We start from the raw sequence: 23861 nt of genomic DNA on the forward strand, positions 1-23861 counted from the left end.
CGCCCAGCTTGTCCAGCACCTGCTCCAAGTACTGGTCCACGATGTGCGGCGCGATGCCCAGGGCCTCCGAGATCTGGCCGTTCGTCGCGCCTTCGGCCGCCAGCCGCATGACGCGCCGTTCCTGCCGGGCCAGCTTCGTGCCCGAGAGCTCGCCCGGCAGGACCAGCAAGTCCAGTTCGGTCTCCGTCTCCTCCAGCCATGGGTCGGCGCCCATCGCGCCGAAGGCCGTGGCGGCCGCCGTCAGGAGTCGGCCGGCGGCGGCTGATTCGGCGTTCTCGCGCAGGAAGCGGCCGTAGGCCAGCTGGGTCCGCGCCTGCTCGAGGGCGTCGACCGAGTCCGCGTGCGCGGCCAGTGCCCGGTCGAACCAGGGCCCTGCTTTCGTCGGCGGCAGCGCTTGCGCCTGGCACCGGTAGACGACCGCCAGCGACGCCGGCAGCCCTCCGCCTTCGGCGCGCGGCAGCTCCTCGGCCACCTCGGCGCGGACCCGGTCGTCGGCTCCGAGCCGGATCAGCGCTTCGATGTAGTCGCCGAACGTCGGCATGAACAGGCTGTGCTCGACCATCCCGCCGGCGTGCAGACGCTCGCGGACGCCCGCCAGCACCGCCGCCGCCTCCTCGTAGCGGCCCTGCGCCAGGTCGGCGGAGCCCACGGCGGTGTTCGCGATGTCCCGGTAGAAGCTCGCGCCGGTCGCCTCGGTCAGCTGCTCGGTCGTGGTCGCGAGGTCCAGGGCCCGGGTGAAGCTGCCGCGCACCGCGGCCAGGCGCGCCGCCAGCGCCACGGCGAGCGGGGCGACCTGGCGCTGGCCGAGTTCGCCGCCGAGGCGCCGGGACTCCTCGGCCGCCTCGTGCGCGGCGGCGAGGTCGCCCTTGCGGATGGCCAGCAGGATCTGCGGGATCAGCAGCAGCGGCAGGTGCTCCTCGGCGCCGGCCTGGCGCAGCAGGCGCGCGGTGCGCGTCAGGTACTCCCCGGCCTGCCCGATCATGCCCAGCCAGACCAGCACCATCCCGGTGACGCCGACCGTCTCAAAGCTCTGACGCCAGGGATCGACCTCGCGGAACGCCGGGAAGTAGTCGGCCATGACCCGCGCCGCCTCGGGAGCACAGCCGTTGCTGACCAGCCCGAAAGCGCTGATCGTGCGAGCCGCGGCGGCGCCGGTGCCCACGCCCGAAGGAGTCAGCGCGACGCCCTTCGCGCTGAGCCGCAGCGTGTCGTGCAGCCGGGTCGCGGTGATCGCGGTGGCCGCCGCCGCGCCGAGGTACGACGCGGCCAGGTCGGCCTCGTGCGCGCCCAGCGCGTCGGCGTCGGCCTCGAACAGCTCCAGCACCTCCTCCGCACCGGCCCGCGCCAGGGTGATCTGGTGCAGAACCCGGTTCGCCGCGTTGGCCACCGCCGGCGAGCACGAGTACCGCAACGCCTCGCGCGCCAGGACCTGCGCGGTCTCCACGTCGCCGGACACCTGCACGCACTCCGCGGCGCCGATCGACATCGCGGCCTTGGTCTCGGGCTCCGCGCTGAGCTCCCGCGCCCGCAGGTACGCCCGGTGGGCCGCCGCCAGCGCGCCACGGGAGCGCGCCGCGTCGGCCGCCTCGGCCAGCAGCGCCGCCGCCGTGGCCGCCGCCTCGTCGCCGGGCACCGCCGCCGCGGCCGCGTGCCAGGCCCGCTGGTCGGCCAGGAACGTCCCGCCGACCCCGCCGCCGTTGTCGGCCAGCCAGTCGGCGAAGGCCCGGTGCGCCCGGCGCCGCTCGGCGGCCGGGTAGTGCTGGTAGGCGACGGAGCGGAACACCGGGTGCCGCATCTGCCAGCGGTCCCCGTCCTCCCACAGCAGGTGCTCCATCCGCGCCATGTCCAGGTCGAACTCCGACATCCCGAGCCGCGCCATCGCCCCGGCGGTCTCGGCCAGCCCGCCGGTGAAGCTGGTCGCCACCACCATCAGGGCCCTGGTACAGCGCTCCGGCAGCCGCCGCAGGCGGGTGGCGAAGGCGTGCTCCAGCCGCGGCCCGGACGGCACGACCTGGTCGTCGTCCGGGTCCAGCCGCCCGCTCAGCGCGGCGTCGGCCAACTCCAGCAGCGCCAGCGGGTTGCCCTGGGCCGCGCGGTGGATGTGCTCGGCCATCCGCGGCCCGACCCGGCGCGCGGCCTCCGCGCCGATCAAGGCCTCGGCCGCCTTGCGCTCCAGCGGCGAGAGCTCCACCGACGGCGCGTCCAGGCCGTCGAAGACGCTCGGCTCGCCGTTGCGCAGCGTGATGAGCACGGCGGTCGCGGCGTCCCCGAGCCGCCGCGCCGCGAACGCCAGCGCGTAGGCCGAGGCCTCGTCGGCCCAGTGCCCGTCGTCCAGGGCGATGAGCACCGGCTGGTGGGCGGCCACGTTCTGCAGCAGGACCGTCAACGCCCGCCCGACGGCGAACGCGCTGCTGCCCTCGCCGCTGCCCACGGCCGCGCCGGTCGCGGTCTGAAGCGCCTCGCGCAGCAGCTCCGGCAGCTCGGCGATCTCGGCGCCCAGCGGACGGCACAGATCGGCCAGCACGCTGTATCCGATCTCCGCGTCGGTCTCGAACCCGCAGGCCTGGAGCACGAGCATCCGCTCCGCGGCCCCCTCGACCGTCCGCGCGAGCAGCACGCTCTTGCCGATGCCCGGATCGCCCCGCAGCAGCAGGATCTCCCCGCTGCCGGAGCACGCCCGGTCCAGCGCCTCCTCGACCCGCGCGGACTCTTGATCGCGTCCTAAAAGCACTGCCCGCGCCCTCCCGGTCCTGCCCGTGCGTATCCGAACTCTTACACGACGCAGTGGGTCCATATGGGCCGAACGCCGTACCAGTCCTCAGGAAGTCCCCTTCGCTCGCCGAAACGCTCGCCGAATCTACGATCCGGCCGGCTTCTTCACCTACCCGCAGGCCATCGGCAGCTGACACAGGTCCCTGCTGAAGATCCGCTCACGAGCGGCCGTGTCCATCATCGGCAGCGATGGACACGGCCGCCCTTCAGCCTGCCTGAGCAGGCTTCGCCAAGGGCCCTACATCAGGGCCCTGAGCGCCGGCGCCCTCACGTGCTGGGGCGCGGCGTAGACCGGTCCGGTGTCTGCCCGGACCGGGCCGCCGCGCATCGCGAGGCCGCCGCCGACGGTGTACATGCCTTCGTCGAAGGCCTGGCCGTTGGTGGGGTTCTTGCCGACCGCGAGCAGGGCCACGCCCTTGCCGTTCACGACCGAGCAGGAGATGTAGTCGCCGACCATGTAGCCCTGGCTGGTGTTGGCGATCTGCGCCATGGTCATCGGGCCGGCCACGGTCTGCGCGGTGCTCCAGGTGCTGCCGCCGTCGGCGGAGGAGATGTAGCCCACTGACATCTGACAGGTCGCGGTGGTGCAGTTGGCGTTGGAGTAGGCGTAGTAGTACAGGCCGAGCTTCGCGGTGCTGCCGGAGGTCGCGTGGTCGACGCCCAGGCCCGGGATGAAGTGGTCGGTGCCGGAGGTGACCGCGTCGATCGGGATCCGGGTGACCGCCGACCAGCTGGTGCCGTTGGTGGAGGTCGACATCACGATGTCGTTGCCCGGGCAGCCGGAGCGGAACCGGCAGTCCTGCCAGGCCACGTAGACCTTGCCCGAGGAGTCGATCTCGGCCGAGGGCAGGCCGGAGCCGTCGCGCAGGCTGCCGTTGGCGGAGTGCACGCTGACCGAGGAGACGGTGTTGACGCCGCCCCAGCTGGAGCCGCCGTTGGTCGAGGTGAAGGCCTCGATGGCGGACCCGTTGGTGGAGAAGGGCACGATCACGGTCCCGTTCGGCTGCACCACGGGCTGCCCGCCGAGCCCGGACGGGCCGCCGGCCGGATTCTTCGCCGCGCCCCAGGTCTGGCCGCCGTCGGTGGAGGTGGCCATCAGCTCGGCGTTGCCGGCCGAGGTGTTGTCGGCCTCGATGTAGCAGTTCCCGTAGTAGGGGCTGGTGGACGTGTCGTCGCAGACGATCCACTGCTTGTCGTAGCCCTGGCCGTCGAAGCCGATCGCGTTGACCGGGTTGGTCCAGGTGGTGCCGCCGTTCGTGGACCGGTTCACCAGGATGCCCGCGGCGTTGCCGGAGGAGTCGATCGGCAGGCCGGCGACCATCCAGGTGTTGTGCTTCACGTCGTAGGCGACCGAGGCGTCAGAGACCTGCGAATAGCTGCCGCCCTGGTTGACCGTGATGCCGGGCAGGAAGCCGTTGGTCCAGGTGCTGCCGCCGTCGGTGGAGGTGGCCCAGCCCAGGTTCGACGAACCGCCGCCGAAGACCCGGCCGACCTGGTACGCCGCGACGACCGTGCTGCCGTACGCGAACGTGTCCGGCTCGACCTCGGTGGCGTGCTGGGCGTCGGTGTCGGTGTAAGGGTCGGTGGAGACCTTCTGCAGCGACGGACCCGTGCCGTTCACCGTCAAGGTGAACGTGGTCGTGTGGGTGGCCGAGGCGCCGGTCCCGGTGACGGTGATCGGATACGTGCCCGCCGGGGTGCTGGAGGTGGTGGCGACCGTCATCGTGGAGGATCCGCCGGCGGTGATCGGGTTGGTCGAGAACGTCGTCGAGGCACCCGACGGCAGGCCCGACGTGGACAGTGTCACGCTCTGCGCGCTGCCGGAGGTGACGGCGGTGGAGATGGTCGAGGTCGCCGACGCGCCGGGGTTCACGGCGGCCGAGGCCGGGCTGTCGCCGATCGAGAAGTCGTTGGTCGGGACGCCGCCGGAGAGCGTGACGTCGTCGTACAGCGTGTACGTCGGGTCGCCGGGGTAGTTGTCGTCCTTGCTGGTCAACGTCAGCGTGTAGTTGTGGTTGGCGGTCAGCGTCTTCGTGACCTGCTTCCACCCCGAGCTCGGGTTCACGCAGGTCTTCGGCAGCACCGTGGTCGTGGTGTTGGACGTGGTGTCCTTCAGCGTCGCGGTGGCCCAGTCGTACTGGACGGTGTCCGGGCAGGTCACGTCGTACCAGAACGACAGCGACGGACTGGTCGCCGGCGCGGTGAACGACTGCGCGATCGAGGAGGTGTTGCTCGGGCTGGTCGAGCCGACCATCGCGGCGTAGGTGCCGGAGTGCGGGTTCGTGGTGGTGACCGAGGTGACGCCGGTGGCGGTCCAGCCGGACAGGTTCCCGGCCTCGAAACCGCCGTTGGTGATCGAGGTGGCGGCCGAGGCGGGGGTGCCGGCGGCCGCGGTGCCGAGGAACATCAGCCCGACCGTCGAGACGACGGCGAGCAGTCTGCTGCGCAGCGGGCGCGGGGGACGATGGCGCACAGTGACTCCCTACTGGAGCCGGGCGGACTCCCGTCCGGCGGGGATGACATCCGGGGATGACATATGGGATGAACTGCGGGGATGAGCGTGGTCGGCGGCGTCGGACCCCCACTGACTGCCGTAGTTGAACACCCCTTTCGACATCGTCGGCGGCACGGGGCGGCGCGTCGGGCACAACAGAGATCCCCGCGAACGGCGCGGGCACGGCGGATGCTAGATACGCCGTCGCAGAGAGTCAAGGTTCTGCTACATCCGGCTTCGATCCGCGGCCGGAGCATGTCGCGGCCCGGACATCTCCGCGCAACACGGGCGCCGGACGCGATGAGCTGGTCACCACCGATGCCCGTTGACGACACCGCTTGTCGGGCCTACGTTTCCCGGTCAGGTGGTGAAGCGATTCCACACTTCCCGCCCACAACACACCAAGCGACACCAAGCGCACCCGTTTCGACCCGGCCCACACCTCGGCTCGCAACACCCCTTGCGCCGCCGATGTGCGTGCCCTGATTTCGGCTCCACTGCGCCACCCACATCGCCAGTGCACCATCCGAGATCGAGGAGACACCGAAGTGTCCCAACCCTCCAGGAACGCCGTGCGCCGCAAGACGGCGCGCATCGCGTTCGCCATCACCGCGTGCGCCGCGCTCGGCGTCGCCGGGACCGCGGCCGCCATGGCCTCGCCGTCCACGCAGGCCCACGGTTCGACCGTGGCCGACCCCTACTCGCCGCAGTACGGGCACCCGTACCGCCACGGCGCCGTCCCCACCGTCCAGCAGAACCAGAAGATGAAGGCGTGGGCGACCCAGCACGCCTCGCCGCAGGCCGCGACCGGCCCGGAGACGCTGTCCTACGGCGGCGGCATCGACGGCATCGGCGTGCAGGACGGCGGCAAGAGCAAGGTCTACCTGGTCTTCTACGGCAACCAGTGGGGGACGCAGGGCACGGATTCCAACGGCAACGCGACCTTCTCCGGCGACCCCGACGGCGGCGCCTCGGTCGCCCAGCAGATGTTCAAGGGCATCGGCACCAACAGCGAAACCTGGTCCGCGGACCTGACGCAGTGGTGCGACGGCGCGGGTGTGACCACCGGCGCGGTAGCCTGCCCGACGAACCTCCCTGCCTCGCAGTACATCAACTACCAGTCCGGCGGCGTGCTCGCCGGCGTCTGGTACGACAACTCCGGCGCCTCCCCGAGCGCCGCGTCCGGCCACCAGCTGGGCCAGGAGTCGGTCAACGCCGCCGCACACTTCGGAAACACGTCCGCGGCTTCGAACCGCGACGCCTACTACGTGATCCTGTCCCCCACCGGCACCAACCCGGACAACTACCAGGGCCAGTACTGCGCGTGGCACGACTACAACGGTGACAGCACCCTGACCGGTGGCGCCGTGAGCTCGCCCTACGGCGACATCGCCTTCTCCAACCAGCCGTACAACATGGACTCCGGCGCCGGCTGCGGCGTGGGCTTCATCAACTCCCCCGGCACCCTGGACGGCTACACCATCACCATGGGCCACGAGTGGCACGAGATGATGTCCGACCAGAACCCCGCCGGCGGCTGGACCAACAACACCGGCTCGTCCTACAACGGCCAGGAAAACTCCGACGAGTGCGCGTGGCTCTCCCCCGGCACCGCCGGCGGCATAGGCAACGTCTCCTTCGGCTCCTACGGCACCTACGCCGAGCAGGCGTCGTGGTCGAACGACACCAACGAGTGCGACCTGTCGCACGCGATCATCAGCCACGGCGGCGGCGGTACCGACACCATCACCGTGACCTCGATCCCGTCCCAGTCCTGGACCGTCGGCACCCCGGTCAGCCTGCAGGTCTCGGCCAGCTCCTCGGCCGGCAAGACTCTGACCTACTCGGCCACCGGCCTGCCCGCCGGCCTGTCGATCTCCTCGTCCGGCCTGATCTCCGGCACCCCGACCACCGCGGCCAGCGGCTCGGCGACGGTCACCGCCAGCGACTCCACTCCCGCCTCGGGCTCGACCAGCTTCTCCTGGACCGTCGGCACCTCCGGCGGCGGCGGCAACGCCGTGGTCAACGGCGGCTTCGAGACCGGCAGCCTGTCCGGCTGGACGACCAGCGGCGTCACCTCGGTGACCACCTCCGGCCCGCACTCGGGCACGTACGCGGCGATGGTCGGCTCGACCAGCCCGAGCAACACCTCCAGCATCGCCCAGACCTTCAAGGCCGGCACCGGCAACAGCAAGCTGGCCTTCTGGTACAACGTGACCTGCCCGGACACCGTGACATACGACTGGGCCACGGCCACGCTGAAGGACAACACCGCCGGCACCACCAAGACGGTGCTGGCCAAGACCTGCGTCTCCAGCTCCGGCTGGAAGCAGGTGACCGCCTCGATCACCGCCGGCCACAGCTACACGCTGACGCTGGTCAGCAAGGACGACAACTACCCGGGCGACCCCACGTTCACCAAGTACGACGACGTGGCGACCTCGTGACCTCCTGACCTTCTGACCTTCTGAAACAGCCGCTTGAACCGGCCCGGCCCCCGATTGGGGGCCGGGCCGCTCGGGTTATTCGCCTCTCCGATGCGCCTGTCTCACCATAAAATGCTACAGTGATGTGACAGTTGATTCCGCGCCGAGAGAGGCACCGTCATGGTCACCGTCCACACCAAGCTCTTCATCGGGGGTTCCTGGGTCGAGCCGAGCAATCCGGAACTGCTCGACATCACCTCGCCGCACGACCGGTCGGTGATCGGCCGCGCCGCGCAAGCCCAGCCCGCGGACATCGACCGCGCGGTCGCCGCGGCCCGGGCCTCGTTCGAGTCCGGCGCGTGGCGCCAGACCCCGCCAGCCGAGCGGATCGAGGTTCTGCGCCGGTTCAACGCGTTGCGCGAGCAGAACGCCGACGCCATCGCGCGCCTGATCTCGCTGGAGAACGGCTCGGCCGGCTGGTTCACCCGCGCCGGACAGCCGGGGCTCAGCCGCCAGGCAAACGCCTACCTCACCGCGGCGCGGGAGTTCGGTTGGGAGGAAACGCTGGCTCCCTCCGACCCGACGTCGGCGGTGCGCAGCGTGGTGCGCCGCGAGGCGGTCGGCGTCGTGGCCGCGGTCATCCCGTGGAACTCGCCGTTCTCCTCGGCGACCTCGAAGATCATCCCTTCGCTGCTCGCCGGAAACTCCGTGATCCTGAAGGTGTCTCCGGAGAACTCGCTGAGCATGGCGTTCCTGGCGGAACTGCTGGAGAAGACCGGCCTGCCCGAAGGCGTCATCAGTGTCCTGCCGGCAGACCGCGAGACCAGCGAATACCTGGTGTCGCACCGGGACGTCGACAAGATCGCCTTCACCGGCTCGACGCGCGCCGGCCGCCGCATCGCCGCGATCGCCGGCGAGCAGCTCAAGCGGGTCAGCCTGGAGCTGGGCGGGAAGTCGGCGGCGATCATCCTGCCCGACGCCGACATCGCGCGCGCCGTCGCGGGGGTGAAGTTCGGTTCCCTGCTCAACAACGGCGAGTCGTGCATCGCGCAGACCCGGATCCTGGCGCCGCGCAGCCATTACGAGCAGGTGGTCACCGCGCTCAAGGAGCTCGTGGAATCGCTGAAGGTCGGGGACCCGAACGACCCCGAGACCTTCATCGGCCCGATGATCCGGCCCGACCAGCAGGAGCGCGTACGCGAGTACATCCGGCTCGGCATCGAGGAAGGCGCCCGCCTGGTCACCGGCGGCCCGCAGATCCCCGAGGGCCTGGAGGGCGGCAACTACGTCACGCCGACCGTGTTCGCGGACGTCGACAACTCCATGCGGATCGCGCAGGAGGAGATCTTCGGGCCGGTCCTGGTCGTCATCCCCTACGACGACGAGGATGACGCCGTCCGCATCGCCAACGACTCCGAGTACGGCCTGTCCGGCGGCGTCTGGTCCACCGACGAGCAGCACGCGCTGGCCGTGGCCCGCCGCGTCCGCACCGGGACGGTCACGATCAACGGCGCCTCCATCGGCTTCGACGGCCCGTTCGGCGGCTTCAAGGCCAGCGGCGTCGGCCGGGAGTACGGCGCGGTCGGCCTCGGCGCCTACACGGAATACAAGACCGTCACTGTCTGAAACCGTTCTCGCAGGTCTGCGGCCGATCGGCGCTGTTCGTAGGATGGCACCGATGCAAGACAAACCCTCGCAGGCCGCGATTGACCGACTGCTCGGACGGAACCGAGAACGCGAAGAGCTGGACCGCGTTCTCCGTGAGGTACGCGCAGGGCGCAGCCGGGTCTTGGTTCTCCGGGGCGAGGCCGGCATCGGCAAGTCCGCACTGCTCGACTACCTGGCCGCCCAAGCGCCGCGGGTGCGGATGCAGACCGTGCGCACAGCCGGAGTCGAGGCCGAGTCGGACTTCGCCTATTCCGCGTTGCAGAGCCTCTGCGCTCCGCTGCTGTCACACATCGATCGGATCCCGCAGGTGCAGCAAGAAGCCCTGCGCGTCGCCTTCGGCCTGAGCGCGGGCAATCCGCCGGAGATGCTGCTGGTCGGGCTGGCCGTCCTCGGGCTGTTCTCCGAGGCGGCGACCGAATCGCCGTTGCTGTGTCTGGTCGACGACGCACAGTGGCTGGACCTTATGTCCCAACGGATCCTCACCTTCGTCGGACGCCGTCTGGACGCCGAATCAGTCGCATTGGTCTTCGCCGAACGCGTCTCCGATCCGGAGGAGGGCGTCACCGGCCTGCCGGAGCTGCCCGTGAGCAGCCTTTCCGACGCGGACGCCCGGGCCCTGCTCGACTCGGCGTTGCCCGGGCTGGTGGACGACCGGGTCCGGGACCGGATCATCGCCGAGACCGGCGGAAACCCGCTCGCCCTGCTGGAGCTGCCGCGCGGGCTGTCGTCGGCCGAGCTGGCGTTCGGCTTCGGCGGTTTCGGCGGTCCCGGTCTCGCCCCGCTGACTGCTCGGGTCGAGGAGAGGTTCCGGCGCCGTGTCGAGGCGTTGCCCACCGACACCCGCACTCTGCTGCTGACGGCTGCGGTCGAGCCGGTCGGCGACGGACCCCTGCTCTGGCGCGCCTTAAGGCTGCTCGGCGTCGAGCCTGACGCTGCGGCACTGGCCGAATCAGCGGGCTTGCTCAAGCTGGGGGCTCCCGTACGGTTCCGTCACCCTCTGGTGCGTTCGGCGGTCTGGCGCAGCGCCGACGCCGCCACGCTGCGCGCCGTGCACCGCGCGCTCGCCGAAGCCACCGACGCCGAGCGCGATCCCGACCGCCGCGCGTGGCACCGAGCCCATGCGGCCGTCGGACCGAACGAGGACGTCGCGACCGCGCTGGAGTCGTCGGCGGATCGCGCCCTGGCGCGCGGCGGCCGGGCCGCGGCCGCATCGTTCCTGGAACGCGCCGCCGCACTGACGCCGGAGCCACGGGAACGAGCCCGACGCGCCTTGGCGGCCGCATCGGCCTATCTGGCCGCAGGGGCCCCGGCCCGCGTCCCGGATCTGCTCGCCGCCGCCGAGTTGGGAGCGGTGGATTCCGGGCAGCAGGCGGAGGCCGCGCGGCTGCGGGCCAAGGCGTCGTACATGATCAGCCCCGGACGCGGCGCGGTGCAGCCGTTGCTGGCCGCGACCGCCCGGCTCCGGGACCTCGATCCGACCGAGACCTGCCTGTCGGCGCTCGGGGCGGCGATGTGGGCCGGCCGGCTCGATCGCGACAGCCTGCGGCAGGCCGTCGAAACGGCACGCGATCTGCCGCCTGGCGAGGACACGGCGGGAGCCTTCCTGCGGGCCTTCGTCACCTGGTCGACCGACGGTCCGGCTGCGGCGCGTCCGTTCCTGCGCCAGGTGCTGGACAGCTATGCCGCTGACGGGGAACCGGGGGCGTTGTGGCTGGCGGTGGCCGCCGGCGTGGAGGTGGGAGATCTCCAGACGATCCTGAGCATCACGGACCGCGCGGCCACTCTTGCCAGGGCCACCGGCACCCTGTCGATCCTTCCCACCGCGCTGACCTACCGGACGATCGCGTTGATCCACGCCGGCAGGTTCGCCGAAGCCCGTGACGTGAGCGTGGCGGCCACGGCTGCCGAGGAAGCGATCGGGCTGCGCACGTCGGTGATCGCTCCGGCGATGCTCGGTGCCTACCGAGGCGAGGAACGATCGGCGGTGGGCCTGATCGAGGCCCTGGAACGCGACGGCGAGCAGCGCGGTCTGGGACGGCTGCTCGGCGTGGCGGAGTGCGCCAAGGCCGCGCTCTACAACGGCCTCGGCAACTATCCGCTCGCGTTGAAGGCGGCCCGCACAGCCCTGGAGTATCAGGACTTTGCGCTGCACCATTGGGCGCTCACCGAACTCGCCGAAGCCGCCGCGCGCACCGGCGAACGAGCTCCGGCGGCCGAGGCGCGTGAACGGCTCTCCGACTGGACTCAGGCCGGCACGTCGAGCGCATCCAGCACGTCCTGGGCTCAGGGCGTACAGGCACTCGCCGAGGCCCTGGCCGAAGAGAGCACCCGCGCCGAAACCCTTTACCGCGAAGCGATCGACCACTTCGACCAGGGCGGCCTCGGAGTCCTCCACACCCGGACCAGACTGCTGCTCGGCGAGTGGCTGCGCCGCCAGAACCGGCGCGCACAAGCCCGAACAGAACTGCGCGCCGCCCACGACGCAGCCACGACCATGGGCATGGAGGCGTTCGCCGAACGCGCCCGCCGTGAACTGCTCGCCACCGGCGAGACCGTCCGCAGACGCACCGTCGGCGCGCCGGTTCTGACCCCGCAGGAGACGCAGATCGCGCGGCTGGTGGTGGCAGGACATTCGAACGCTGAGATCGGCGCCCAACTCTTCCTCAGTCCCCGCACCGTGGAGTGGCACCTGCGCAAGGTGTTCACCAAGCTGAACCTCTCCTCACGGCGCGAGCTCGACGGAGTTCTTTCCTCGTCTTGACGCCTGACGCCTCACACTCCAAGGAATCGGAACAGTGCTGTGGATCGGGCGGTCCCCACTGTCGCGCCCGACGCGCTGCGGCCACATCGGTCATGTGACTCCGCTTCACGCCGGCCCTCGGACGCCCTCGCGCCCCTCAGCGACTGAGCGTCACGTGACTGATGTGCGGCCCGGCCCGCGCTGGCCACAGTGATGGCGCAACCCCGAATCCGAGGAGAGACCATGAATCGACGCCTCCTGACCCTCGCGGTCGCCGGTGTCCCGCTGGCGCTGGTCGGCGCCGTCTACGCACCGGTCAGCGCGTCCGCGCAGCCCGCCGACGCCGCAGCCCAGCCGGTCACTGCCGCGGCCGCGGCCGCCGGTACCCCGTCCGCGTTCACCTGTTCCGCGTTCCAGCTCCCGGCACCGGCCGGCGCCGTCGTGGAGTCGGTGACGGCGAGCACCGTCCCGGCCGGTACCTACCAGGTCCCCGGCACGCCCCCGCTCGGCGGCTTCCCGATCCCGGACGTCCCGGCGCACTGCGAGGTGACCGTCACCCTGACCCACCCCGGCGCGAACGACCACGCCACGGTGCAGGTCTGGCTGCCGCAGACCGGCTGGAACGGCCGGTTCCAGGGTGTCGGCGGCGCCGCGTACGCCGCCGGCCAGATCGGCAACGTGGCCACCGCCGTCAAGCAGGGCTACGCCGCCGCCACCACCGACGCCGGCGTGGACACCAGCGGCCTGAACTCCAGCTGGGCGCTCACCGCCAACGGCAAGATCAACACCGCGGCGCTGACCGACTTCGCCTCCCGCTCGGTGCACGAGATGACGCTCGTCGGCAAGGAAGTGGTGGCCGACGTCTACACCCACGCCGCGTCCTACTCCTACTTCAACGGCTGCTCCACCGGCGGCCGTCAGGGCTACATGGAAGCCCAGAAGTACCCGACGGACTACAACGGCATCAACGCCGACGCCCCGGCCATCAACTGGAACCAGTTCGAGGTCGCGACGCTGTGGCCGCAGGTGGTGATGAACCAGGAGCACACCTACCCGACCGGCTGCGAGTTCAACGCCTTCAACGCCGCCGCCGTGAAGGCCTGCGACAAGCTCGACGGCGTCGTCGACGGCCTGATCAGCGACCCGAACAAGTGCGGTTTCGACCCGCGCCGCCTGGTCGGCACCAAGGTCGAGTGCGACGGCAAGCAGGTCACCATCACCGCCGCCGACGCCGACGTGGTCCGCAAGATCTGGGACGGCCCGCGCGACACCGCCGGCAGGCGGCTCTGGTACGGCCTGCCGGTCGGCGCGTCCTTCGACTACCTGGCGGCCAGCACCACCGACGCCTCCGGCGTCACCAGCGGCTCGCCGTTCATCGTCCCGGCGCAGTGGGTCGCCAACTTCGTGCAGAAGCAGCCCGGCTTCAGCTCCGCGAACCTGACCTACAAGCAGTTCGACCAGATCTTCCAGAAGGCGCGCGCCGAGTACGACTCGGTCATCGGTACGTCGAACCCGAACCTGTCGGCCTTCCGCAACGCCGGCGGCAAGCTGATCACCTGGCAGGGCGACGCCGACCAGCTGATCCCGACCGCGGGCACCGTGGACTACCGCCAGCGCGTGGACGCCCTGATGGGCGGCACCAAGAAGGTCGACGACTTCTACCGCGTGTTCCTGGCTCCCGGCGTGGCGCACTGCGGCCTCCAGGGCGGCGGCGTCGACGACATGGCGGCCCTGACCACCTGGGTCGAGCACGGCCAGGCCCCGAGCGTCCTGCACGCCACCCTGCCCACCGCCACCGGCCAGACCGTCGCCCGCGACGTCTGCCGCTACCCGATGGTGTCCCACTACACCGGCCACGGCGACCCGACCTCGGCGAGCAGCTTCCGCTGCGTGCCGGCCTCGCGGTACTGAGCCGGACGCCCCGGACGCCGACTACCCGAGAAGCGTCGAAGACGTAGGTCGAGGAAGGAAAAGGAGTAGGCCATGAAGACCATGACCGCGAGGCATTCGGCAGCGGCGGCGGCGTCCGACAGCGCACAGGCAGGTCCCGACGCTGGTGTCCGGCGGGCTGTCGTTCATCGTCGGCATCTTCTACGCCGCCCAGGCCGCCGGCCACAAGCCGACGCTGTCGGTCCTGTCGGTCTACGCCACCGGCGGCGCGATCTTCTTCATCGCCCAGGCCGGCCTGCTGGCCTGGAAGGCGCGCCGGGGTGCGGTTCAGCCGGTCTGAACCGAGGCGCGCAGCAAGAGTCGGGCCCGCTCCTGGATGGAGCGGGCCCCGGCTTTTCTATGCCCTAACGCCTTCTATGCACCGACGCTTCTATGCGCCGACGCTTCTGCCCCGACGCCGCGAAGCAGCGTGTCGACCACGACATCCGCCGCCTGACCGCGACTCAGCTCCGGCAGCCGCTGGACCACCAGTTTCATCAACGAGGGCAACAGATCACTGATCCAACCGTCGGGGAACCCGGCGCGCAGCAGGCCCTCGTCCGTGGCGCGCTGCAAGAAGGTGTCGACCTCGGCGACATAGGCGTCGCGCCGCTGGCGGACGTCCTCCGTGCCGAGCATGAGCGCGAGGTCGACCGGCCAGGTCCGGTTGACCTCGATGATGTTCTCGACATAGCGGTGCAGGGCGACCGCCACCGGCGCCTCGCGCAACCGGGCGTCCCCGATGGCCTGGCCGATGGCCTCCAGCCGGGCCTCGTAGACCGCTTCCAGAAGTTCCTCGCGCGAGGCGAAGCGCCGGTAGAGCGTGCGACGGTCCACGCCCGCTTCCGCCGCGATGCTCGCCATGCTCGCCCCCGGGTCTTCGGCGAGCATGCGGGCTCCGGTAGTCAGGACGGCTTCCAGGTTGCGTGCTGCGTCGGCTCTCACGGCATCGATTCTAGGTCCCGCTGTGGAGTCTGCCACACCTATAGCCACCCCTGGGTGGCTTATCACTTCATAAGTGCTACAGTGATGTGACAGTAACCGACTCGCAGAGAGGCGCGGCTGATGCCGAAAACCCAACAACTCCTCACACCGCGACCAGCGCAACCAGTGCCACCAGTGCCATCAGTGCCACCAGCGCGATCGGGAAGCGTCGCCCTCGCGATGTCCGCCCTGGTCCTCGCAGTCCTGCTCGCGTCCCTGGACCAGACGATCGTCTCGACGGCCCTGCCTCGAATAGCGAGGGATCTCAACGGGTTCTCCGACATCGCCTGGGTCAGCGCCGCGTACCTGCTGGCGTCGACGGCCGTCACCCCGCTGTGGGGCAAGCTCGGCGACATGTTCGGCCGCAAGCGCCTCTACCTGGCGGCGACGGCCACCTTCCTGGTCGCGTCGGCAGCCTGCGGCCTGGCACAGAACCTGATCGAGCTGATCGGCGCCCGGGTGCTGCAGGGTGTGGGCGGCGGCGGCATGATCGTGCTGACCTTCGCCCTGGTCGGCGACATCGTCGCGCCGAGCGAGCGGGGCCGCTACCAGGGCATGTTCGGCTCGGTCTACGGCGTGGCCAGCATCGTCGGGCCGCTGCTCGGCGGGGTCTTCACCGACCACCTCTCCTGGCGCTGGGCCTTCCTGATCAACCTGCCCGTCGGCCTCGTGGCGCTGGCCATCGCGGCGCGCGCCCTCCCGGCCGCGACCCGCGGCGCCAAGGCACGCATCGACTACCTGGGCTCGCTCATCCTGGCCGGCATCGCCACCGGCCTGGTGCTCATCACGTCCTTCGGCGAGCGCTGGGGCTGGAGCTCGCCGGCCATCACCGGGCTGATCGTGGCGACCGTCGGCCTGGCCGCGGTGCTGGTGCCGGTCGAGCGCCGCGTCGCCGCCCCGGTGCTGCCGCCGGCCATGCTCGCCTCCCGGACCGTCGTCTTCTCCTCGCTGATCGCGTTCTTCGCCAACGCCGCGATGTTCTCGGTGCTGGTCTACCTGCCGACCTACCTCCAGATCGTGCACGGCGTGTCGGCCACCCTCTCCGGCGTCTCGATGCTGCCGCTGGTCGCCGGCCTGGTCGTGAGCCAGTCGCTGGCCGGACGCTGGGCCGCGCACGTGGAACGGCTGCGGGCGATCCTGCTGGCGGGCCTGACGGCGAACCTGGCCGGGCTGCTCCTGTTGAGCACCATCGGCGCCGCCACCAGCACTCCGGTCCTGAGCGTCTACTTCCTGATCACCGGAATCGGCATCGGCATGATCCCCATGGTCGTGCTGACCACCGTGCAGAACAGCGTGCCGGCCGCCGATTTGGGCGCCGCGAGCGCCGTCGTCACCTTCGCCCGCTCCATCGGCGCGGCCTTCGGCGTCGCCATCTTCGGCACCCTGCTGAACACCGGCTTCGCCGACCGCACCCGGAACCTGCCGACCACCGGCGGATTCAACGCCGCTCGCCCCGACAGCGTCAGCCAGCTGCCCGACGCCTTGCGCGGCACCGCGCTGAACGCCTTCGCCCACGCGACGGCCACCGGCTACCTGTGGATCGCCCCTGCACTGGCGGTCGGTATCGGGCTCGCTTTGTTCCTCAAGCCCGCTCGGAAGACAACGGACCTGTGAGACCTCGGTCGCGACGTTCGTCACCACCTCCCACTAGGGCCTTTCAGGGTATTGGCGCGCCGGATAAGATCCTCAGCCGAGGGAGCGTGACAGGGGTTTGTTATAAAACGGGGCATTGAGCCCATTCATGGGGGGTCGAACAGAGGTGGCGCGTCCGTCTGGGTGGGACATTCTGGGGCTGGATGGGGATCCGACTCCGGGTGTGGTCGAGTCGGTGCAGGCTCTGGCGAAGCAGTTCGGGGACTTCGCCCACGATGTGGAGTCGGCGTATCGGAGTCTGAACTCGTTCGGTTCGGACGCGGCGGCGCTGGAGTGGGTGGGTCAGACCGCTGATGCGTTCAAGGGCCAGTTCGGCCCTTTGCCGGGTCGGCTGCAGAAGCTGTACACCTCCTACAGCGAGGCCTCCGACGCGTTGAACGCCTACGCGCCGCAGTTGCAAGCCGCGCAGTCGAAGGCTGACAGTGCCCTGCGTCAGGCCCAGGACGCGAACGCCGATCTGCAACGCGCCACCACCACAGCCACCAACGCCGCCGCCGACCTGAAGACGGCGCAACAGAACCACGCCGCCAGCCCCAACCCGCAAGCGGTCACCGACGCCCAGAACGCGCACACCACCGCGCAGACCAACCTGACCAACGCCAAGGCCCGCATGGCGGACCTGACCAAGCAGGCCAACGACGCCTACAACGACCGCATCAGCGCCGCCAAGACCTGCGCCGGCGCTCTGCACCACGCGCAATCCGACGGCATCCACAACAAGCACTGGTGGGAGCACGTCGGCGAGGCCCTGGCCGACATCGGCGGCGAGATCGCCGACATCGCCAACGAGATCGCCCCCATCCTCGACATCCTCGCCCTGGCCACGTCCTGGATCCCGGGCGTCGACGTCATCACCGCCGCCCTGGCCGAGGCCGACAACATCATCGCGCTGGTCGGCACCGGCATGCAGATCGCCGGCGACGCGATGCAGGGCCACTGGGGCGACGCCCTGATGGGCGTGGGGATGCTGGGCCTGCAGTTCGTCGGCGGGAAGGCGGTCGAAAAGGTCGGCGGCAAGCTGATGGACAAGTACGGCGGCCAGCTGCTGGAGAAGATCGGCAGCCGCGGCAACAAGCTGGCTTGCGAGGGCGGCGACCCGGTGGACGTCGTCTCCGGCCGGATGTTGACCTCTGATACCGATCTGGTCCTGCCCGGCGTGCTGCCGTTGTTCCTGCGCCGTTCCTACTCCTCCGGCTACGAGGTCGGCCGCCTGTTCGGCCCCGGCTGGTCTTCGACCCTTGATATACGGCTGTCGGTCAACGCCGCCGGCATCCACCTCACCGGCGACGACGCGCAGGTCCTGAACTACCCGATTCCCGTTCCCGGGCAGACCGTCGTGCCGGTCCACGGCGCGCGCTGGCCGTTGGAGTGGGATCGCGAAACCGACGAGATACGCATCACCACACCGGCCACCGGCCTGGTCATGCACTTCCCGGTGGCGCACTTCGCCGGCGAGGACGGCCAGATCAGGGACCTGATGGCGCTGACCGACCGCAACGCCAACCGCGTCGACTTCCTGCGCGACGGCCAGGGGAATCCGACCGGTGTCGAGCACAGCGGCGGCTACCGCGTGGCCATCGACACGACGGCCACCGACGGCGGTCTGCGGGTCAGCCGAATACGCGTCCTCGACGGTTCCGAGGACGGCGTCACGGTCCGCAGCTTCCAGTACGACGAGCCCGGCCGCCTGACCGGCGTCGTGGACTCCACCGGCGAGCCGTTCCGCTACGAGCACGACGACGCCGACCGCATCACCGCGTGGACCGATCGCCTCGGCTACCGCTACGTCTACGGATACGGCGAGGACGGCCGGGTCGTGCGCGGCAGCGGCGACGGCGGCTACTTGTCCGCGACGTTCGTCTACGATGTCGACGCCCAGGCGAACACGGTCACCGACTCGCTGGGCCAGGCATGCGTCTACCGGTACGACGAGTCCGGGAACGTCGTGGCGATCAGCGATCCGCTCGGCAGCACCCTGATCACCGAATACGACGAGCGCGGCCTGCTGATCGGGGGCACCGACGCGATCGGCCGCACCACGCGGCGGGAGTACGACGGGCACGGCAATGCGGTGCGCGTCCTGAGGGCGGACGGGACCGAGATCACCGGCGAGTTCGCCGGTCCCGCACAGCCGCTGCAGGTGACGCTGCCCGACGGTACCGCCTGGCAGTACACCTACGACGACCGCGGGAACACCACCACGGTCACCGACCCGGCCGGCGCCGCCTCGGCCTTCGTCTACGACGAGCGCGGCGCCGTGGCCGAATCGACCGACGCCCTGGGCCAGACCACCCGCGTCACCAACGACGGCGCCGGGCTCCCGGTCGAGGTCGTCGACCCGGCCGGCGCCGTGACCCGGATCCGGCGCGACGCCTTCGGCCGGATCGCCGAGGTGTTCGGTCCGGACGGCGAAGTCGTCACCACCGAGTTCACCGTCGAGGGCCGGCCGCTGCGCCGGACCACGTCCGACACCGGGACCGCGACCTGGACCTACGACCTCGAACAGCACGTGATCGAGCACGTCACCGGCCTGGGGGCGGTGACCCGCACCGAATACGGCCCCTTCGACAAGGTCGTCGCGCGCACCGACGCCGCCGGGGTCCGTCACGCCTTCACCTACGACACCGAGCTGAAGCTGGTGCGCGTCACCAACCCGGCCGGGCGGACCTGGGACTACGAGCACGACGCGGCCGGCAACCTGACCGGCGAGCGCGACTTCACCGGGCGCGTGCAGCGGTACGCGCACGACGCGGTCGGGCAGCTCGCGGCGCGGGTCAACGGCGCCGGCCAGGTCGTCCGCCTGGAGCGGAACCCCATGGGGCAGGTGGTCCGGCAGCGGGCGGACGAGGGCGAGACGGTCTACGACTACGACGTCGCCGGCCGGCTGCTGAACGCCGCCGGGCCGGGTTCCGCGGTCGCGTACACCTACGACGAGGCGGGCCGTCCGGTCACCGAGACCGTCGACGGCCGCAGCACGATCTTCGACTACGACGCGGCCGGGCGGCGGATCGGCCGGATCACGCCCTCCGGGGCGGTCTCGGAGTGGGACTTCGACCCGGAGGTCCGGCGGGCGACGCTCATGCTCTCCGGGCGGGCGCTGGCGTTCGACTTCGACGACGCGGGGCGCGAGACGGTGCGGACCGTGGACGGCGGCGCGCGCCTGATGCAGGAGTTCGATGGTGTGGGGCGGCTGGCGGGGCAGCGGATCGTCGGCGCGCTGGCTGGCGGTTCGGTTGGTGGGTCGTTTGGCGAATCCGCTGGTGGGTTCGCCGGCGGTACGGCTGTCGCGGCTCCGTCTGTGTTGTTCGAGCGTTCGTACTCGTACCGCGCCGACGGCGTGCCCGTAACCGTCGGCGACTCGCTGCGCGGCACCCGGCGCTACCAACTCGACCCGGCTGGGCGCGTCACGACCGTCCAGGCTCCGGGCTGGAGCGAGGCGTACAGCTACGACACGTCCGGGAACGTCGCGCAGTCGATCCAGCGCGGCGCCGGCGACGACGGCCCCGAGACCCCGGCCTTCGACGGCCCCCGAATCCGCCGCACCGGCCGCACGCACTACGACTACGACGCGCAGGGCCGCACGATCCGCGCCCTACGCCAGACGCTGTCGGGGCAACGGCGCGAATGGCACTACACCTGGGACTCCGACGACCGGATGTCGCAGGTGACGCTGCCGGACGGCACGGTATGGCAGTACACGTACGATCCCTCGGGCCGCCGCACCGGCAAGGCCCGCCTGGCCGCCGACGGCACGCCGGCGGAGCGCGTGACGTTCTCCTGGGACGGCGACCGCCTGGTCGAGCAGGTCACCGAGACCCCAGACGGCCTGCGCACCGCGCTGGTGTGGGACTACGAACTCGGCGACGGCTGGCGCCCGGTCGCGCAACGCCGCCGCTCCTGGGCCGCGGACGCCCCGCAGGAGACGATCGACGAGGCGTTCCACACCATCGTCACCGACCTGGTCGGCACCCCGACGGAGCTGGTCGCCCCGGACGGCTCCATCGACTGGCACACCACAACCAGCCTGTACGGCACACCGATCGCGACGTCCTCAGGCCACGACACCGACTGCCCCCTACGCTTCCCCGGCCAGTTCTACGACGCCGAGACCGGCCTGCACTACAACGTCCAGCGCTACTACGACCCCGAGCGCGGCTCCTACCTGAGCCCGGACCCGCTCGGCCTGGCCCCCGCGCCGAACGACCAGGCTTACGTGGCGAACCCGCTGGTCGAGGCGGACCCGCTCGGGCTGCTGTGCATGACCGCGCTGCAGCAGATCAAGGATCGGACGGATGCCTTGCACGGCATGCTGGACGCTCCGTATGAGCAGAGGAACAACAGCATCGCGATCATCCGGGCGATGGACAAGAACGGCGACATCCACCACGTGGTGGGTTGGAGCGGGGAGGGGCCGCTGGACCCCGACATCATGGCGGCACTGGGCAAGAGCGGCAGTCTCAAGAACGAGATGCCCGCCGACCCGTTCACCGGCGCCACCCAGCTGGAGAACCACGCGGAGACCACTGCCCTGAACACGATCCGTGATCGTGGCTGGACACCGCTCGGCGGGGCGGCGAACCGTCCGGTTTGTCCGTGGTGTCAGAACTCGGTCGTCCACACGCCGTTCGATGCTAAGGTCGGCACCGCTACCCTGGTCGGTCCCGAAACACGGACCAAATTCCAACCCCCGGTGGGCAAGAACGCCGTCCAGACCAACCAGAGGCTGGCGAGCGGCAAGAGCGGCGGTTGGCTCTACGGCCAGAGCATGTTCACCTGGTAGGAAAAGGACCTGACGATGACTGCCTCCGACAACGAGTCCGAGCTCGACCAGATCCGCGCCTCCCTGGCCGCCGAACAAGCGAGGATCGCCGTCGGCATGGACGCGCGCCAGGCCGCGCGGATCGACGAGCGCATCATGGACTGCACCCCCTACCAGGCGGCGGTGGTCGTCGCGCTGGCTGCCCGGCGAACCACGGCCGTCGGCGAACTGCCCAAGGCCGAGGAGGACTTCGAGGAGTACGGGAAGCTGATCCAGGCCGCGGAGCGCATGAATCTGGCGTACCTGGTGAACGCGCCGGCAACGACCGTCACCGCCGAGGTCAGCGCGCGCCTGGAGGAGATCCTCGGCTCCGAGGACTTCCCCGCCGACGACCCGGGCGGGTCCGAGGGCTACTTCATGAAGGCAGCCATCTCGATCGCCTACCTGCGCGATGTCTGGACGCTTCAGAATCTCAAGTACGCGCGCTCGGCACTCTCGTCCGCCTACAAGTTCGCCAACAAGCTCGGCCGACACCTCCCGACGCCCCCGGCCGCGCCGCTGGACGAGGCGGAGACGATCTGCCAGTCCGCCGACCTCGACGCCGTGACCGCACTCGGCGAGCCGATCAGCGTGGAGCAGTTCGACGAGCTGGTCGCCGCCCCGGCCTCGATCGCACTCGGGCAGGCGTATCGGGCACGAGTGGCGGAGATCATCGCAGCAGGTCGGTAGGACCGGCGATGACCGCCTCCGACAATCCGTCCGAGCTCGACCGGATCCGCGCCGAGCAGGCCGCCAGGCAGGCGAGGGCCGCTGCCGTCCTGAACGCTCGCCGGGCCGCCGGGATCGATGAGCGCATCGCGGGCTGCACGCCGTACCAAGCTGCGGTCGTCGCTGCGCTGGCCGCCCGCCGGACCACCGCTATCGGCGACCTGCGCGACGATGAGTTCCGAAAGCTGATCCAGTCTGCGGAACGCATGAATCAGGCGTACCTACTGTCCACGCCGACGAAGACCATCACCACCGAGGTCAGCGCACGGCTGGAGGAGATCCTCGGCTCCGACGACTTCCCCACCGAGAACCCAGGCGGGTCCGAGGGCTACTTCCGAGGCGCCGCCATCTCGATCGCTTGCCTCCGCGATGCCTGGACGCTTCAGGATCTCAAGCACGCACGCTCGGCGCTTGATCACGCCTTCTACTCGTTCGCCAGCCAACTCGGCATGCATGAAGCCGAGACAGCCTGCCAGTCCCGCGACCTCGAAGCCGTGACCGCGCTCGGCGAACCGATCACCCCGGAGCAGTTCGCCGAACTCGCCGCCGCCCCAGCCTCCCTCGCACTCGGCCAGGCCTATCGCGCCCGAGTTGCAGAGATCATCGCCGCCGGCCAATAAGAACCACCCAACGTTTCCCACCCGCGAGCCAACCTTCCCACCGCCTCAAGGGCTCTGGCTCCTGACGGTGTCCGGCAGAGGCCGGATATGAACGGCGAAGGGGCGCGCGCGTGCGGGCGGAGCAGGAAGAAGACTTCCGAAGGTTCGTGATCGACAGTCGGCATCGGCTGGTGCGCACGGCCTATGTCCTGACCGGCGACTACGCGCGGGCCGAGGATCTGGTGCAGACGGCGCTGGTGCGGACGTACCGTGCGTGGCCCCGGATCCAGCGGCGGGATGTGCCGGAGCACTATGCGCGGCAGATCGTGGTGCACCTGAACGCGTCGTGGTGGCGGCGCCTCTCGCACCGCTCCGAGCGGCCGGTGGCGTTCGTGCCGGAGGTGGCGGTGTCCGACGACACCGAGACGGTCGACCGCCGCGACCAGGTGTGGCGCGCGGTGCTCACGCTGCCGCCGCGCATGCGGGCGATCATCGTTCTGCGCTTCCTGGAAGGCCTCAAGGAGACCGAGACCGCCGAGGTCCTCGGATGCTCCGTCGGAACCGTCAAGTCCCAGACCTCCAGAGCCCTGGCCAAGCTCCGGAGCCACCTCGGGACGGAGGCCGCGGCCGAACAGGCCACGGCGACGACACGGAGAGCCGGGTAACCCCGATGACGGAGGACATCATGATCGACGAGCACGACAGAGCCCTGACCGAAGAGCTGGTCACCAGCCTGCACGCGACCGCGGCCGCGACCCCGCGCACGGCCGACCCCTACGGCCCGCTCGGCCCCGCGATCGCCCGCGACCGCAAGCGGCGCACCACCATCGGCACCTCGCTGGCGGTCGTCGCCGTCCTGGGCGCGGCGGTCGGGATCAGCGGCGAGATAGGGCACGGCGGCACGTCATCCGCTCAGACCCCGGGCTCCGGATCGGCAGCGGCAGCCGGAGCCGCAGCCGACACCACGACCTCGCGTCTCCCGCAGCCGTTGCCGTGGACGACACCGCCCGCGACGCCAACAGGTCCCAAGCTGCACAGCCCCGTACCGAACACGAACACCCTGCCCGGC

The 23861-nt window shown here is 70.5% G+C and carries 12 protein-coding genes and 2 pseudogenes; 11 read left to right on the forward strand and 3 right to left on the reverse strand.

What is annotated here, in order from left to right; genetic code table 11:
- Together GWK61_RS34715 and GWK61_RS59995 are read right to left on the reverse strand one after the other, a co-directional pair.
- Positions 1–2731 (reverse strand): AAA family ATPase (locus GWK61_RS34715; RefSeq protein ID WP_194915934.1); only part of this gene is annotated, 2731 nt, incomplete at its 3' end.
- A gap of 279 nt (positions 2732–3010) precedes the next feature.
- Positions 3011–5245, reverse strand: a complete 2235-nt coding sequence (locus GWK61_RS59995) for a hypothetical protein (RefSeq protein ID WP_323747895.1) — start codon at positions 5243–5245, stop codon at positions 3011–3013.
- 569 nt (positions 5246–5814) lie between these two features.
- Here GWK61_RS59995 and GWK61_RS34725 point away from each other — a divergent pair.
- From GWK61_RS34725 to GWK61_RS34745, 5 genes and pseudogenes are all read left to right on the forward strand, one after another.
- Positions 5815–7713 carry a putative Ig domain-containing protein gene (locus tag GWK61_RS34725; protein WP_194915935.1) on the forward strand — a complete coding sequence of 633 codons (1899 nt, stop codon included), beginning with the start codon at positions 5815–5817 and terminating at the stop codon, positions 7711–7713.
- A gap of 159 nt (positions 7714–7872) precedes the next feature.
- Positions 7873–9318 (forward strand): aldehyde dehydrogenase, encoded by a 1446-nt coding sequence (locus GWK61_RS34730; RefSeq protein ID WP_194915936.1) that lies wholly within the window; start codon positions 7873–7875, stop codon positions 9316–9318.
- 52 nt (positions 9319–9370) lie between these two features.
- Positions 9371–12121, forward strand: a complete 2751-nt coding sequence (locus tag GWK61_RS34735) for an AAA family ATPase (protein WP_194915937.1) — start codon at positions 9371–9373, stop codon at positions 12119–12121.
- 222 nt (positions 12122–12343) lie between these two features.
- Positions 12344–14011: a tannase/feruloyl esterase family alpha/beta hydrolase gene (locus tag GWK61_RS34740; RefSeq protein WP_194915938.1), complete on the forward strand. Its 1668-nt coding sequence runs from the start codon at positions 12344–12346 to the stop codon at positions 14009–14011.
- A gap of 103 nt (positions 14012–14114) precedes the next feature.
- Positions 14115–14330, forward strand: a pseudogene (locus GWK61_RS34745) (DUF308 domain-containing protein); the annotation flags it as partial.
- Between the two features lie 74 nt (positions 14331–14404).
- Here GWK61_RS34745 and GWK61_RS34750 read toward each other — a convergent pair.
- On the reverse strand, positions 14405–14920 hold the full coding sequence (locus tag GWK61_RS34750; protein ID WP_194915945.1) for a TetR/AcrR family transcriptional regulator: 516 nt from the start codon (positions 14918–14920) through the stop codon (positions 14405–14407).
- A 273-nt stretch (positions 14921–15193) separates the two neighbouring features.
- Here GWK61_RS34750 and GWK61_RS34755 point away from each other — a divergent pair, with 273 nt between their 5' ends.
- The 6 genes and pseudogenes from GWK61_RS34755 to GWK61_RS34780 all read left to right on the forward strand — a co-directional run.
- Positions 15194–16627: an MDR family MFS transporter gene (locus GWK61_RS34755; protein WP_194915940.1), complete on the forward strand. Its 1434-nt coding sequence runs from the start codon at positions 15194–15196 to the stop codon at positions 16625–16627.
- A gap of 127 nt (positions 16628–16754) precedes the next feature.
- The gene (locus GWK61_RS34760; RefSeq protein ID WP_228563441.1) at positions 16755–21446 is read left to right on the forward strand and encodes a DUF6531 domain-containing protein; all 4692 of its coding nucleotides are present in this window, start codon (positions 16755–16757) and stop codon (positions 21444–21446) included.
- A 15-nt stretch (positions 21447–21461) separates the two neighbouring features.
- On the forward strand, positions 21462–22154 hold the full coding sequence (locus GWK61_RS34765) for a hypothetical protein (protein WP_194915941.1): 693 nt from the start codon (positions 21462–21464) through the stop codon (positions 22152–22154).
- 8 nt (positions 22155–22162) lie between these two features.
- Positions 22163–22813, forward strand: coding sequence for a hypothetical protein (locus GWK61_RS34770; RefSeq protein ID WP_194915942.1), 651 nt, complete (start codon positions 22163–22165; stop codon positions 22811–22813).
- 110 nt (positions 22814–22923) lie between these two features.
- Positions 22924–23457, forward strand: a complete 534-nt coding sequence (locus tag GWK61_RS34775) for a SigE family RNA polymerase sigma factor (protein WP_194915943.1) — start codon at positions 22924–22926, stop codon at positions 23455–23457.
- Between the two features lie 5 nt (positions 23458–23462).
- Positions 23463–23861, forward strand: a pseudogene (locus GWK61_RS34780) (hypothetical protein); the annotation flags it as partial.

Source organism: Catenulispora rubra (genome assembly GCF_015356825.1).
GTDB lineage: Bacteria > Actinomycetota > Actinomycetes > Streptomycetales > Catenulisporaceae > Catenulispora > Catenulispora rubra.